The 12,528-nt window shown below is 56.5% G+C and carries 15 protein-coding genes; 3 read left to right on the forward strand and 12 right to left on the reverse strand.

Features of this window, described 5'->3' with window-relative positions:
• The coding region (locus RTY00_RS09635) for an Orn/Lys/Arg decarboxylase N-terminal domain-containing protein (protein ID WP_312664266.1) at positions 1–543 on the reverse strand (543 nt) is incomplete at its 3' end.
• Positions 544–751: 208 nt separating this feature from the next.
• Between RTY00_RS09635 and RTY00_RS09640 the strand changes: the two genes are divergently transcribed.
• A complete protein-coding gene (locus RTY00_RS09640) occupies positions 752–1,735 on the forward strand; it encodes an MDR family oxidoreductase (RefSeq protein ID WP_312664267.1) in 984 nt (327 codons plus the stop codon).
• 197 nt (positions 1,736–1,932) lie between these two features.
• On the opposite strand, the gene RTY00_RS09645 is transcribed toward RTY00_RS09640, so the two are convergent.
• The 5 genes from RTY00_RS09645 to RTY00_RS09665 form a co-directional block, all read right to left on the reverse strand.
• On the reverse strand, positions 1,933–2,712 hold the full coding sequence (locus tag RTY00_RS09645; RefSeq protein ID WP_312664268.1) for a heme ABC transporter ATP-binding protein: 780 nt from the start codon (positions 2,710–2,712) through the stop codon (positions 1,933–1,935).
• Positions 2,709–3,707, reverse strand: coding sequence for an iron ABC transporter permease (locus RTY00_RS09650; RefSeq protein WP_312664269.1), 999 nt, complete (start codon positions 3,705–3,707; stop codon positions 2,709–2,711). Before RTY00_RS09650 ends, RTY00_RS09645 begins: the two co-directional genes overlap by 4 nt.
• 95 nt (positions 3,708–3,802) lie before the next feature.
• Positions 3,803–4,645 carry a hemin ABC transporter substrate-binding protein gene (locus RTY00_RS09655; RefSeq protein ID WP_312664270.1) on the reverse strand — a complete coding sequence of 281 codons (843 nt, stop codon included), beginning with the start codon at positions 4,643–4,645 and terminating at the stop codon, positions 3,803–3,805.
• Entirely contained in the window at positions 4,642–5,664 is a 1,023-nt protein-coding gene (locus tag RTY00_RS09660; RefSeq protein ID WP_312664271.1) for a ChuX/HutX family heme-like substrate-binding protein, read from the reverse strand. The genes RTY00_RS09655 and RTY00_RS09660 overlap by 4 nt, the downstream gene beginning before the upstream one ends.
• Before the next feature lie 48 nt (positions 5,665–5,712).
• A complete protein-coding gene (locus RTY00_RS09665; protein ID WP_312664272.1) occupies positions 5,713–8,046 on the reverse strand; it encodes a TonB-dependent receptor domain-containing protein in 2,334 nt (777 codons plus the stop codon).
• A 221-nt stretch (positions 8,047–8,267) separates the two neighbouring features.
• Here RTY00_RS09665 and RTY00_RS09670 point away from each other — a divergent pair, with 221 nt between their 5' ends.
• Complete coding sequence (locus tag RTY00_RS09670; protein WP_154155265.1) at positions 8,268–8,555, forward strand: SelT/SelW/SelH family protein; 288 nt, start codon at positions 8,268–8,270, stop codon at positions 8,553–8,555.
• Positions 8,556–8,614: 59 nt separating this feature from the next.
• Here RTY00_RS09670 and RTY00_RS09675 read toward each other — a convergent pair whose 3' ends face one another.
• The 3 genes from RTY00_RS09675 to RTY00_RS09685 form a co-directional block, all read right to left on the reverse strand.
• Entirely contained in the window at positions 8,615–9,154 is a 540-nt protein-coding gene (locus RTY00_RS09675) for a PadR family transcriptional regulator (RefSeq protein WP_312664273.1), read from the reverse strand.
• Between the two features lie 89 nt (positions 9,155–9,243).
• Positions 9,244–10,026 (reverse strand): siderophore-interacting protein, encoded by a 783-nt coding sequence (locus tag RTY00_RS09680; protein ID WP_312664274.1) that lies wholly within the window; start codon positions 10,024–10,026, stop codon positions 9,244–9,246.
• 243 nt (positions 10,027–10,269) lie between these two features.
• Complete coding sequence (locus RTY00_RS09685) at positions 10,270–10,413, reverse strand: hypothetical protein (protein ID WP_162129952.1); 144 nt, start codon at positions 10,411–10,413, stop codon at positions 10,270–10,272.
• Here RTY00_RS09685 and RTY00_RS24710 point away from each other — a divergent pair, their 5' ends adjacent.
• Positions 10,414–10,470, forward strand: coding sequence for an SEC-C metal-binding domain-containing protein (locus RTY00_RS24710; protein WP_409519130.1), 57 nt, complete (start codon positions 10,414–10,416; stop codon positions 10,468–10,470).
• 194 nt (positions 10,471–10,664) lie between these two features.
• Here the strand turns inward: RTY00_RS24710 and RTY00_RS09690 are convergent, their stop codons facing one another.
• The 3 genes from RTY00_RS09690 to RTY00_RS09700 all read right to left on the reverse strand — a co-directional run.
• Positions 10,665–11,531: a helix-turn-helix domain-containing protein gene (locus RTY00_RS09690; RefSeq protein ID WP_008107201.1), complete on the reverse strand. Its 867-nt coding sequence runs from the start codon at positions 11,529–11,531 to the stop codon at positions 10,665–10,667.
• 222 nt (positions 11,532–11,753) lie between these two features.
• The gene (locus RTY00_RS09695) at positions 11,754–11,921 is read right to left on the reverse strand and encodes a DUF2474 domain-containing protein (RefSeq protein WP_008107199.1); all 168 of its coding nucleotides are present in this window, start codon (positions 11,919–11,921) and stop codon (positions 11,754–11,756) included.
• 1 nt (position 11,922) lies between these two features.
• The coding region (locus RTY00_RS09700) for a cytochrome d ubiquinol oxidase subunit II (protein ID WP_312664275.1) at positions 11,923–12,528 on the reverse strand (606 nt) is incomplete at its 5' end.

The raw sequence follows: 12,528 nt of genomic DNA on the forward strand, positions 1-12,528 counted from the left end.
TTTCGCCGCGAACTTCTGCGCATCTTTGGCTGAGCCTTCGTGGATCAGCAGATCGCCGAGCTTAACGTCGGCGTTGCACATATCAGAACGGAAAACGTTCTCGCCGTAGAACTCATAGAACTGACGTCCCGCCGGATGTTTGCGAAAGAAGGCGCCGCCCTGATGCCCCGGACAGGCAAAGGTGCTGTTCTGCATATCGACGTAGCGCGTGAGCGTGTCGAAGAACGGTGGCAGCAGCTCGGCTTCATAGGCCTGCGCGGCGTCTTCCAGCGCGCCCCACTCTTCTGGCGCGCCGTTGATTTCACCGGTAACGCCCGGCAGTTTCAGCACTTCTTCATCGAATGCATTGGCGACAAACACCGGCAGATTAAAGCCGATTTTGCGCAACAGCGTCAGCACGCCACTGCGCGTGTCCGACAAGGTGATCACGACCGCCGCGACATCGGTAAAGTCGGTATTGTCCAGCGTCACCACGTCGCGCGCAGTGTTCAGACTAAGGGTTGGCGCTACAGCAACGCTGGCAGCAATTTTCAATGGGTTCATAACACAAATCCCTGAGAGAGGATGAGTGGGTGCCGATGGCACAGCAATGAGGAGGTTTCCTCGGCGAAGTAAATCTGGGAGTTGATCACTAACTGGGGCGCAATCATGTCATCTTTTTTTTGCGGGAACAACCCGCGGCGGGTAAGGGTTGGGTAAGGCAAAAAAAGGAGTACTATTACCCCACTTTCCTCAACCAGCCGGAGGCTGCATGTTCAAGGCATTGGTCATTGAAAATGATGAACAGGGATACCGCACATCCCTGAAAGATCTGTCAGAAAAACAACTGCCCGATCAGGATGTCACCCTCGAAGTGAGCTACTCCACGCTCAACTACAAAGACGCACTCGCCATCTGCAACAAAGGCCCGATTGTGCGGCAATTCCCGATGGTGCCGGGCATCGACTTTGTTGGCCGGGTGATCAGCAGCCGCCATGCCGAATGGCAGCAGGACGATGTGGCGCTGCTCACCGGCTGGGGCGTAGGCGAAAAATACTGGGGCGGGCTGGCGCAGAAAGCCAGCGTCTCGGGCGACTGGCTGGTGAAAGTGCCGGCCGCACTGAGCCCGCTACAAACCATGGCGATTGGCACCGCTGGTTTAACCGCCATGCTGTGCGTGCTGGCGCTGGAAAAACAGGGCATCACGCCGCAGCACGGCCCGGTTTTGGTGACCGGCGCGAGCGGCGGCGTTGGCAGTTTCAGCGTCAGCTTACTGGCGCGTCTCGGCTATGAGGTTATTGCTTCCAGCGGTCGCGCCAGCGATAGCGATTACCTGATCAACACGCTTGGCGCCTCGTCGATTATCGATCGCGCAGAGCTGAGCGAGCCGGGCAAACCGCTGGCGAAAGAGCGCTGGGCAGCGGCGATTGATAGCGTCGGCAGTCACACGCTGGCCAATGTGTTAGCGGGCATCAAGCATGATGGCGTGGTAGCGGCGTGCGGCATGGCACAAGGTTTGGATCTGCCGACCAGTGTCGCGCCGTTCATTCTGCGCGGCGTGGTGCTGGCGGGCGTGGATAGCGTGATGTGCGCCAAACCGCTGCGTCAGCAGGCGTGGCAGCGACTGGCGGAAATAGTTGATGGCGACCTGTTGCAGCAGTTAACCAAGGTGATTCCGCTGAGCGAAGCGCGCGAAGGTGCTGAGCAGTTGCTGGCGGGTAAAGTACGCGGACGTTTGATTATCGATTGCCGCTAATTTATTCGTAGGGTCGCCATTCATGGCGACCTTGTACGCATCAATCGCGGCCTGGTGGGCATAAATGCCCACCCTACGAAAACCCTACGTGCATAAATACCCACCCTACAAAACCCTGCACGTAGGGTCGCCATTCATGGCGACCTTATACACATCAATCACGGTCTGGTGGGCATAAATGCCCACCCTACGAAACATCAGGCGCGCAGCTGAATCTGCGGCCTGCCCTTCTCATCCTGCATCACCACATCCAGTTCCGCCTGATACCAACGCGTCAGCGTGTGTTCAGTCATTACTTCATGCGGTGCGCCTTCTGCCACCAGCTTGCCCTGATGCAGCAACAGCACGCGATCCGACCACAGCGACGCGAGATTCAGATCGTGCAGCACAGTACAGACGCTGAAACGCCCGTTGCGCGTCAGGCGATGCAGCAAGCGCAAACTGTGCTGCTGCCAGAACAGATCCAGCGCGGAAGTGGGTTCATCGAGAAACAGCCAGCCGCGCGGGCCATCGTCATGCCACAACTGCGCCAGCACGCGCGCCAGCTGCACGCGCTGCTGTTCACCACCGGAAAGCGATCGATAATCACGCTTTGCCAGCTCGAGGCTGCCGGTAATCTGCATCACCTCTTCGATTACCGCTTTGGATTGACTGCCCGGCCAGGGCGCACGCCCCATCGCCACCACATCGGCGGCGGGCAGCGGAAAACTCACGCTATTTTGCTGACGCATCACTGCACGGCGCTGCGCCAACGGTTCGCGCGGCCAGCTGTTTAGCGGTCGATCGCCGAGCCAACATTCACCCGCTTCTGGCGTGAGAAACCCGGTGAGCAAACGCAGCAGCGTGGATTTCCCCGCGCCGTTGGGGCCGATCAGCGCGATCATTTCGCCAGGCTGTAAAGTCAGGGAAACGTCGTCGATCAAGGCGCGTGAGCCGTGGCTAAAACGCAGGCCGCGCGCCTGCATGCAGTCACTCATTCATCCCCCTTGGGCTCACGCAGAATCAGCCAGAGAAACCATGGACCGCCCAGCAGGCTGGTTAATAAGCCAACCGGCATTTCCGCCGGCACCACCACCGTGCGCGCCAGCGTATCGGCCAGCAGCAGCAAAATCGCGCCCGCCAGCGCCGATCCCGGCAGCATCCAGCGATGATCGCTGCCGAGACAGAAGCGCATCAGGTGCGGCACCACTAAACCGACAAAGCCGATAATGCCGCTCACCGCCACGGCGGTGCCCACCAGCAACGCGCTCAGCACCAGCAGCTGACGCTGCGTGCGCTTAACGTCGATGCCCATGTAATGCGCATCTTCTTCGCCGAGTTGCAGCAAATTGAGACGACGCGCGCGCAGCTGAATCGCTATCAATGCCGGCAGCATCAGCACCGCGCACACCAGTAAACTCGGCCACTGCGCCGCGCTCAAACTGCCCATGCCCCACAGCGCCAGCTGACGTAGCTGTTGATCGTTACTCAGCCACGACAGCACGCCAACTGCCGCACCGCACAAGGCATTGATGGCGATGCCGACCAACAGCAAGCGCGAGAGATTGCCTAGCGCCAGACGGCTAAAACTGAAGATCAGCAGCGTCACCACCAAACTGCCCATAAAGGCAGCGAGGGTTGGCAGCCACAGCGCCAGCAACGGCGGCAAGCCGAGCGGGATGACAATCGATATCGCCACCGCCAACCCCGCTCCGCTGCTGATGCCAAGCAAACCGGGATCGGCCAGCGGATTGCGAAACAATCCCTGCATCACCGCGCCGGATACCGCCAGCGCCATGCCGAGCAGCACCGCCAGCAGCACGCGCGGCAGACGGATGTTGATCCAGATTTGCCACGCCATATCGCTCAGCGGCACACGCAGCAAGGTGCGCATTGAAAGCGGCATCGCGCCGAAGTTGGCCGCCATCAGCATCACTATCAGCATGCAGATGGTCATCAAACCGAGCCAGCGCATCACGGATGTAGTCGCCATATTTTTCCCCTAAATAATTCAAGGTGCAGGAAGGCAGCAAGTGTTCGAATCCCCAGGAGCTTACACAAGTAAGTGACTGGGGTGAGAACACGCAGCTAACGCGCCTGCGGCTTGAAGTATGACGGGGAAGCCGCTTCAGCGGCACGGCGCAACTTCACAATCGCACCCGGCGTATCAAGACCAAAGCTCAGCAGCGCCATCTCATCCACCACCAGCAAAGCGCGATGCTGACCGGCTGGCGTCAGTGCCAAACCGGGCAGCGCCCACACTTTCTCTTCGCCGCCCAGCGTACGCAGGCCATCTTCACCCACCACGATCAAATCCGGTGCGGCTGCGACCACGCCTTCCTGCGACAACTGCTGATAGTGCGGCACCGCCGCCATCGCGTTGATCAGACCAGCGCTGCGAATTGCACCGTCCGCGCCGGTTTGCGCGCCCGCCGCCTGGGTGCGCATGCCGCCGTGCGCCATGATAAACAGCACTTTAACTGGCAGAGATTGCTGCGGGATCTGCGCGCGCTGTTTGTTGACCTTTTCGATCAGCGCGTTGGCTTCACCTTCACGATGCAGCGCCTTGCCGATGGTGGCGATTTTTTCCGGGATGGCGTCAAGGCTGTTTTTGCCGGTGACATCCACCACCTTCACGCCCGCCTGCTCCACCTGCTGCAACACCAGCGACGGTTTTGCCAGCTCGCTGCTCAGCACCAGCGTCGGCTTCAGCGCCAGAATTCCTTCGGCATTCAGCTGACGCATATAACCGACATCCGGCAGCTTGTTGGCCTGCGCCGGATGCTGGCTGGTGCTGTCGCGCGCCACCAGATCCTGCTGCGCATCCAATGCGTAGATGATTTGCGTGACGTCACCGCCAATCGAGATCACCCGCTCGGCCGCTACAGCGGGCAGCGCCAGCGCCGTCAGCAGCAACAGAAGTTTTTTCATGCTAACGCCTCCAGCGACATTACCTGCTCGCGCCAGCGCGCCTGCTCCGGCGTGCCTTCGCTGCGCTGACCGTACAGCTGCGCGATCTGCGTGCCGTCGGCGGCAAACAGTTCCAGACTGGTGACGAAGCCGTCGCCGCTCGGTTTGCGCGTCACCCAGCTTTCGCTGATGTGATCCGCCATCAAATGCAGCGTGAAAGTGGGATTGAAGATGTTGATCCAGTTATCCATCGGCATCAGCTTCTCTATCGCGCCGGTGAAGATCTGCGTGCAGCCACGGTTGCCGATGAAAATCATGATTTCGTTGCCATCCTGCTGCGCCAGGTCCAGCAACTGCGCCAGCGAGTCGTTGCTCACCTGACGCGCCAAATCGTCCGCCACTGCGCGGAACGCCTGCGGGCGCGAGATGTTGTGCCGCTTCAACAGGCCAAAGAACTGATGCACATCGGTGATGGCGCGCCATTCGGCTTCCACTTTGCTGGCATCAATCGCACTGCTGTATTGCGGCGCGCTGGCGGGTTGCGGATCTAACGCCGCCGCATTCTCTTGCACGAACTCCGCAATCAGTGCATCCCACGCGGCCATATCAGTGTTGTCGGTGGTGTAGATTTTTAGCACCGCATCAGCGTGGCGATCAAAAATCTGGATGCTTTGACGTTCACCGTGAGCGCTCTGCTCGCGCAGGAAGAATGCGCTGTGCCACTGACTCGGGAACAGGCGCTGATCGAGCGCACGCGGGTTAAGAATCAGTCCGGCGTGTTCGCCGAGGTGCAGGTTTTCATATTTGCCCACCTGCTCATGGACCGCATATTCATTGCGGGTGATGCTTTTGGTTTCACCTACCGCCGCCAGTGCCGCCAGCAGCGCAGGGAAATCGGCTTTTAACGCCTTTGCATCATGGCCAACCCGCGCCTCACACAGCTGCGCTTCGCCAATGCCCATCAATGCCGCGAGATCGCGCGCGTACTTTTTCGGATGCTCGCCTTTCAGCGCCAGATAGTGATCGTAACGTGGATTCATTGCCTTGCTCCATGAAAATGCCCTGCGCTGCCGCAGGGCGAAAAGGGATTAGAAATCGACGTTCACACCCAACTGGAAGGTGCGGCCTGGCATCACGGCCAGGTTGATGTCGTTGCGTTCCTGGGCATTGCTGCTGGTCAGCGTGCGGCTGCTGGTGTAATCCCAGTATTTGCGATCGGTAATGTTGTAGATGCCGCCGCTCAGCTTGACGTTTTTCGTCGCCTGCCAGTAAGCCGTCGCATCCACCATGCCGTAACCCGGTACGCGCATATATTCCGAGGTGGAATCAGTGATAGCCGTGCCGGTGTTGGTGTAGCTTTCGCGGTTGGTCGCCGTCGCCTGTTTGCCTTTCACGAAGGTAGCGGTCAACGCTGCGCCGTAGCCGCGTGCTTTGTCATCCCACGCCAGACCAACAATCGCTTTCAGCGGCGCGACGCTATCGAGATCGATGTACTTGTCACCGGCGTAGCTGGACTTCGATTTACCTTCGTTATAGCCCAGCGCAAAGGTGCTGCTCAGGCCATCCACTTGCGGGAACCAGGTGCCGTAATTCACTTTGGTGGATATCTCAGCACCATAAATGTAGGCCTTATCGCGGTTTTCAGCCTGATAGCTGGTGTAGATGTTGCTCGGGACGTTGACGAACATCTCCGGATTGGCCGAGCGACGATAGCGGGTGTAAGCGATGAAGTTTTTGTACTGGTTGTAGAACACCGAAGTATTGACCGTTACGCCTTCAGTCGCCTGCCCTTTCAGGCCCCACTCGAAGTTGTTGCTGGTTTCGGTTTTCAGATCGGTGTTACCAATCAACGCATACTGCGCGCTCCCCGCATAGCTGGAGCCAAGGTTCCATGAGCCATACAGCCGGCTGGTGGTTGGGAACTGCACGCCGCGTTTATATTGCAGATAGGTGGTCAGCGCTGGCGTTATGTCGTACTGGAAGGTCAGCGATGGCAGCACCTGCGTATCGGAGTTGGTTTTGCCGTACAGCGCATCAACCTGCTCTTCGGTCAGCACTGTGCTGCCGTTAGTCAGATCGCCCAGATCCTTAGGTTTGGTGCTTTGATACATCACGCGCACGCCGGGAATGACCGCGAAGTTGTGACTATCAACATCGAAATTTATCTTATCTTGCAGGTAACCCGCCACCGCGAAGGTGCGGCTATCAGATTGTGGCTGCGTGATGGCGCTAAAGGTGCTCGGCGTTGGCTCCTGACGGAACGGACGCTCGCTGTTATCCAGACGCGCGTTAACACCGGCACTCAGCTCATGACGACCGAGCGTTTTGGTGCCGCGCGTGTCGAAACCGTAGGTATCGACGTTGAAATCAGAGTAAACAAAACCGTACTGGCTGGCGCTGGTTGGCAAATAGGTATTGTCGTGCGCCTGCGTTTGCTGCCAGTAAAGGCGCGTGGTCAGCGTATCGATAAAGTCGTTGTACGGCGTCCACTCATCCGCCAGATTGATGCCCCAGCGGCGCGTATCACTCTGTTGCTGCGCGGTGCCCCAAACGGTGTTGCCGCTGGTGTCCCAGGTGTCGTAATGGCTGTGATTGGTTTTGTGATAGTAATCGAAAGTAGCGCTCAGCTTGTGCTGATCGTTCGGCTGCCAGATTCCGGACGTCATAAAGGCGTCCGAGTGCCAGTTGGCCGGATAAGCATCGATCACGCCGCTGTTGTTCTCGGTTTCCTGACCGTCGCGACGGCTGTAAACAAACAGGCCGCGTAACTCATCATCGCCGGCGGCGGCGGTGATGCCGTTGTGCCAGCTACGATTCGAAGAGTCGTAACCGCTCTGATAACCGAAGTAAGTATTTTTGTCGCTGCTAAGGTAATCGTCGGCGCTTTTGTTATGGAACGAGACGTTACCGCCAATCGAGGTATTCGGCTGATCCACCGCCGTGGCGCCCTTCTCGATATCAACGCTGCCGAACATGTAGGGATCGATGTAATCGCGGCCAATACCAAAGGTGTTGTTGCCGGTGCGGCTGACGTAAGGACGTCCGGTGGCATCGGGAATCGGAATGCCGTCGATATCCATGCCGACGCGGTTACTCTCCAGACCACGAATGTTGTAGCCGGTATAGCCCGCGCGGTCGAAACCGCTTTTGCCGGCCGAGGATCCGCCGCTCGAACCGGTGGCACTGATCAGCGGCTCATAACGCATGATCGAACCGAAATCATTCGCGCCGCGTTTTTGCAGCTCTTGTGCCGTGATGGTGGTTTTATTACCGGCCTGCTGTTTTGGCGCGGTGACGGTGAGAACCGGTTCATTGCTGGTGGTGTCGCTGGCGGCAAAGCTGCAAGCGGCATGTATGGCTGAAGATAAGATGGCAACTTTGAAAAGACGTTGCTGGGCCGTTCCCTGAAAGAGTGAAGACATGCGCGAAATACCTGGTTAATTGTTAGTATTCGCTCACTTGCTTGCTGCCTGAAAGTACGGGCTTTAGTTAAAAGACCGTAAAAAAATATGGACTTATTTTATGTAATAAATGATGTCGACAGGAATGTAATGCAAGTGGTAATCATTATCAACTAGCAGTAAGCTAAGATGTATCTTGGACCGCACATTTTGTTAACTTATATATCTAAAAGAGAAAGGTTATGTCACAAAAACCAGCGATTACCATTCATTACTGCACACAATGTAACTGGCTACTGCGTTCCGCCTGGATGGCGCAGGAGCTACTGCATACGTTTGCCGAGGATTTAAGCGCGGTAACGCTAAAACCGGGAACCGGCGGCGTATTTGAGATCACCATTGATGGTCAGGTGATTTGGGAGCGTAAGCAGGAAGGTGGATTCCCGGATGCGGCCGCGCTGAAGCAGCGCGTGCGCGATGTCTGCTGGCCGGACCGCGCGTTGGGGCATGTGGATAAGAAGAAGAGTTGATTTTGGTTGGTGCGGTTTTCTGGACGGTCGCCATGAATGGCGACCCTACGTTCGTCCTGCTAACTTTTGGCGATTTTTTCCGCCGCTTCGTGCAGCGCGCTAATTACTATCTCCAGCGCCTCCTCCGAAATATCTTCCTGCGCCAGACGATGATTCAAGGTGTGTTTGATCAGGTGAATCGCCTGCTCAACCTGCGGAATGCTGCGGTTATTCACCAGAATCGCCAGCGAAGTTAAGCGCTCGATAATCGCATCCACATTGTCACGATTCTCCGCCAGCAGCGCCACGCCGCTCTCATTCAGCGCATAGGCTTTACGCGATGCCTGCGCATCGACCACGCGAATGGCATCCATCTCTTCGAGCAGCGTCAGGTTGGGATAAATAATGCCGGGACTCGGGGAGTATTCCCCTTTGGAGAGCTCTTCAACCGATTTAATTAGCTCATAACCGTGCGCAGAACTGTTGGCCAGAAAGTGCAGCATTAACAGGCGGATATCGCTGGCATCCAGCATCCGCTCCCGACGCTTCTTACGTGCGCCTGCACAGACGGTACGCTGTGCGTGATCGGACTGCCATGGAAAATCCCGCTGCTGTTTCATTGCCTTCCTGAGCGCTAATTAAGGGAGGTTGATAGTAGTCTGCCACCTGGCAAAATTCAACACAGGCGGCAGCGCGCGCGGCATTACCGTTATTTCTGATGCCAATAGGCTACGGCGCGCACGAAATCGGTATTTGCACCGCGTCCCTGGGTGAAGTAATCGCTCAGCAATTTCACCGCTTCGCCCTCGCCGGTCAGCCAGATGAAGTATTCAGTCGCGGGCAGCGCAATCTGATCCAGCTGCGCCGTTATCGGTGCCAGGTTATCGGCCTGCATGCTGCCGCTTCCCAACCAGCTCACCTGCACATTCGGCAAATCACCGAGATAATCGCGGCCGGTGGCTACATCGGCATAGGTCAGTAGGTGAATTTCCTGCGCCTGGATTTCGCTGTAACGACGTTTAAAGGCCGGCAAACCGGTCTCATCGCAGACGTAAATCTGGCAGGCATAATCCGTTGGTATCACCAACGAACCGCGCGGGCCGCCCATCGCAATTTGATCGCCCACTTTGGCTTGGTTTGCCCAGCTGCTGGCAACGCCGCCATCGTGGATGTAGAAATCGATGGTCAGAGAATCGACGCCGTTAAATTCCAGCGGCGTGTAATCACGCGCGGCAGGACGCACGCCATTCGGCCAAACGATGCCTTCATCGGTGATTTGCGGCAGCGCCAGTTCGGCACCAGCATGTTCCGGGAAAAACACTTTGATGTGATCGTCAAACGATGGCGAGTTGAAGCCGGCCAGATCGCTGCCGTTGAAAACAATGCGCCAGAATTCTCCGGCAATCAGTGTCTTGCTGACCACGGTGATATGGCGGAAACGCAGTTCATTGCGCACGCGGCGTGGCGCGCGTTCGGAAGGGGTAGTGTGCAAGTGGTGTCTCCCTAAAAGATAGTGAAAGTCATTCTCATCTGATGGGGAGAGAATAGTTATGATATATCTTCGATGCAATGCCGAAAAATGCTATCTGGGTGTTTGGTCGCCAGAATGGTACGCGCCATCGCAAAGGTCGCCATGAATGGCGACCCTACGGAAGGCATGTGCGAATGTAGGGGCGTCATTTATGACGACCTTTATAAAGGATGCAGCAGATGGGTATTTTGTGACGGGACGAGATTAAGCCTGATGATTGCCGCAGGTAACGAAACTGCCATCATCCTGGCTATGTTTCGGCAGCACATTGTCGCCGAGAATTTCATGCTGCGCGCAATGCGGTTGATGCGGATGCAGTCCGCCCGGCGGTGAAAAAGGCTCAGCCATCTGTGCACTTGCCAGCGAAGAAAACGCTACAAGCACTGTCATGAGGAACAACGGTAGAAGTCGCATAATTTTTTGTCTGTTCACTATAGCGGCCCGGAATGGACCAGAAATGCAGGTGATTATCCAGCCTGATGTGTGGCGGCTGGTGATTTACGCGGCCAATCAGGTTTCGATGAAGAATTTTACGCCGATTACCGCCTTGAGTTTATAAAATCGTGCGGTTTGTCACGGTTTACCGCACGAATTATGCATTACTTATCCGCCACCGGAATATAGAAGGTGCCTTGCAGCAGATCGGGCGTGCTGTATTTCAGATCCAGCTTGAGCAAATCTTTGCCCGCACGGCGTGCCACGCCCAGCGCTGGCAAGTGGTTGTAGTAAATCTCCGCGGTGAACGCGTTGATCTCTTCCGGCGCGCCGTGCCAGTCGATCTCCGCATACAAACCACTTTCTCCGGTCCAGTTCTGCACGTTGCGCGGCAGCACATCGGCGTACTGACTTTCCAGCGCCTGGAACAGGCTGATGTGCTGCTGATCGGCAGAATGTACGCCCGGACTGAACTGAAAGCCCAGCCAGCCGCGGTTCACGTGCTGACCCGCAAAAGCGATGAAATCACGTGTGTGCTGCGCCACCACATGATTGTGGTGATCGATGTATTCACCGAAGCGGCATTCCCACTCAATCACTTCACCACACAGCTGAATTTCCGGCTTCTGCGCCAGACGCGCATTGACCCACTCGCGCTGCGTTGAGATGCGGCTGTGGAAATCCTTCATCAGCATCTCTGGAATGCGGCGATAGGCACCCGGCGTCATCGAGAAGTGACTTTTAAACACGCGGGTAAAATTCTGCTGATTATCAAAGCCAAAGCGCACCGCAATGTCGATCAGCGGCATGCTGGTCAAACGCAGCGCCATCGCCGCCATAGTCAGACGACGTTTGCGCGTGTAGGACGCCAGCGTTTGCCCGGTCATCTCTTTGAACATGCGCTGCATGTGCCATTTGGAGTAACCGGATTTCAGGGTAATCAGATCGATGTTGAGCTCGTCGGTCAGGTTCGCTTCTATCCAGTCCACCAGATCGTTGATGTACTGTTTTTTTACATTCAGGCTGAGCATGATTTTGATGGTCGAATGAGGTGGTTAACGTCATGAATTTGCGTTATTCGTCACATAAATATAACAAAAACGTATTACTAACGTAAGGAAGAGTAAACGTACCGAAGCGGGAAAAGCATTAATTGCTTAGGTTACTAACGTTTTTTTGAGGATGGGAATAAAAAAGGTCGCCATGAATGGCGACCCTACGGTGATATCAGCGAGTTCTGTTAATGCCGGAACTCAATGCGAACGCATGCCCGCTGCCGTCATCATCATACGAAACAGTGATGCCACCACACCGAGTGCCAGCACGCTTGCGCCGTAAATGACCACCAGCCACATCAACTGCTTCCACCACGGAATCTTAGTTTCAGAGTGAGTTTTCATGTTGCTGACCTCGGTTTTCATATCAATGGTATCCTTCGTCGGCTTTGATTTTTCCGCGGAACACGTAGTAACTCCAGAAGGTGTAACCCAGAATGACCGGAATAATCAGCAAGCCGCCCACCAGCATAAACGCCTGGCTGCTCGCCGGAGACGCCGCCTGCCAGATGGTGATTGACGGTGGAATGATGTTCGGCCAGATGCTGATGCCAAGGCCCGAGAAGCCCAGGAAAATCAGCGCCAATGTCAGGATGAACGGCGAGTAATGCGCTTCACGTTTGATGGCGCGCACAATCCCCCACGAACACAGCACCACCAGCACCGGAACCGGCAGGAACCAGAACAGGTTTGGACGCGAGAACCAGCGCTGCGCGATGTCCGCATGCGTCAGCGGCGTCCAGATGCTGATAATGCCCACCACCAGCAGCAGCGTCAGCGTCAGCGGCGTCGCCAGCGCAGACATCTTACGGTGCAGGTCGTGTTCGGTTTTCATGATCAGCCAGGTACAACCCAGCAGCGCATAAGCAATCACCAGACCAACGCCGCAGAACAGCGGGAACGGCGCTAACCAGCTCATCGCTGAACCCGCATATTCACGGCCAACCACCGGGAAACCATTCAGGATAGCGCC

The organism is Pantoea sp. CTOTU49201 (genome assembly GCF_032054795.1).
Taxonomy (GTDB): domain Bacteria; phylum Pseudomonadota; class Gammaproteobacteria; order Enterobacterales; family Enterobacteriaceae; genus Pantoea; species Pantoea symbiotica.

Bases quoted from the DNA above. Each gene is read 5' to 3' on its own strand.
- RTY00_RS09655 (WP_312664270.1), bottom strand. From the start codon at position 4,645: ATGAAAAAACTTCTGTTGCTGCTGACGGCGCTGGCGCTGCCCGCTGTA.
- RTY00_RS09665 (WP_312664272.1), bottom strand. From the start codon at position 8,046: ATGTCTTCACTCTTTCAGGGAACGGCCCAGCAACGTCTTTTCAAAGTT.
- RTY00_RS09670 (WP_154155265.1), top strand. From the start codon at position 8,268: ATGTCACAAAAACCAGCGATTACCATTCATTACTGCACACAATGTAAC.
- RTY00_RS09645 (WP_312664268.1), bottom strand. From the start codon at position 2,712: ATGAGTGACTGCATGCAGGCGCGCGGCCTGCGTTTTAGCCACGGCTCA.
- RTY00_RS09675 (WP_312664273.1), bottom strand. From the start codon at position 9,154: ATGAAACAGCAGCGGGATTTTCCATGGCAGTCCGATCACGCACAGCGT.
- RTY00_RS09640 (WP_312664267.1), top strand. From the start codon at position 752: ATGTTCAAGGCATTGGTCATTGAAAATGATGAACAGGGATACCGCACA.
- RTY00_RS09660 (WP_312664271.1), bottom strand. From the start codon at position 5,664: ATGAATCCACGTTACGATCACTATCTGGCGCTGAAAGGCGAGCATCCG.
- RTY00_RS09695 (WP_008107199.1), bottom strand. From the start codon at position 11,921: ATGAAAACCGAGGTCAGCAACATGAAAACTCACTCTGAAACTAAGATT.
- RTY00_RS09650 (WP_312664269.1), bottom strand. From the start codon at position 3,707: ATGGCGACTACATCCGTGATGCGCTGGCTCGGTTTGATGACCATCTGC.
- RTY00_RS09690 (WP_008107201.1), bottom strand. From the start codon at position 11,531: ATGCTCAGCCTGAATGTAAAAAAACAGTACATCAACGATCTGGTGGAC.
- RTY00_RS09685 (WP_162129952.1), bottom strand. From the start codon at position 10,413: ATGGCTGAGCCTTTTTCACCGCCGGGCGGACTGCATCCGCATCAACCG.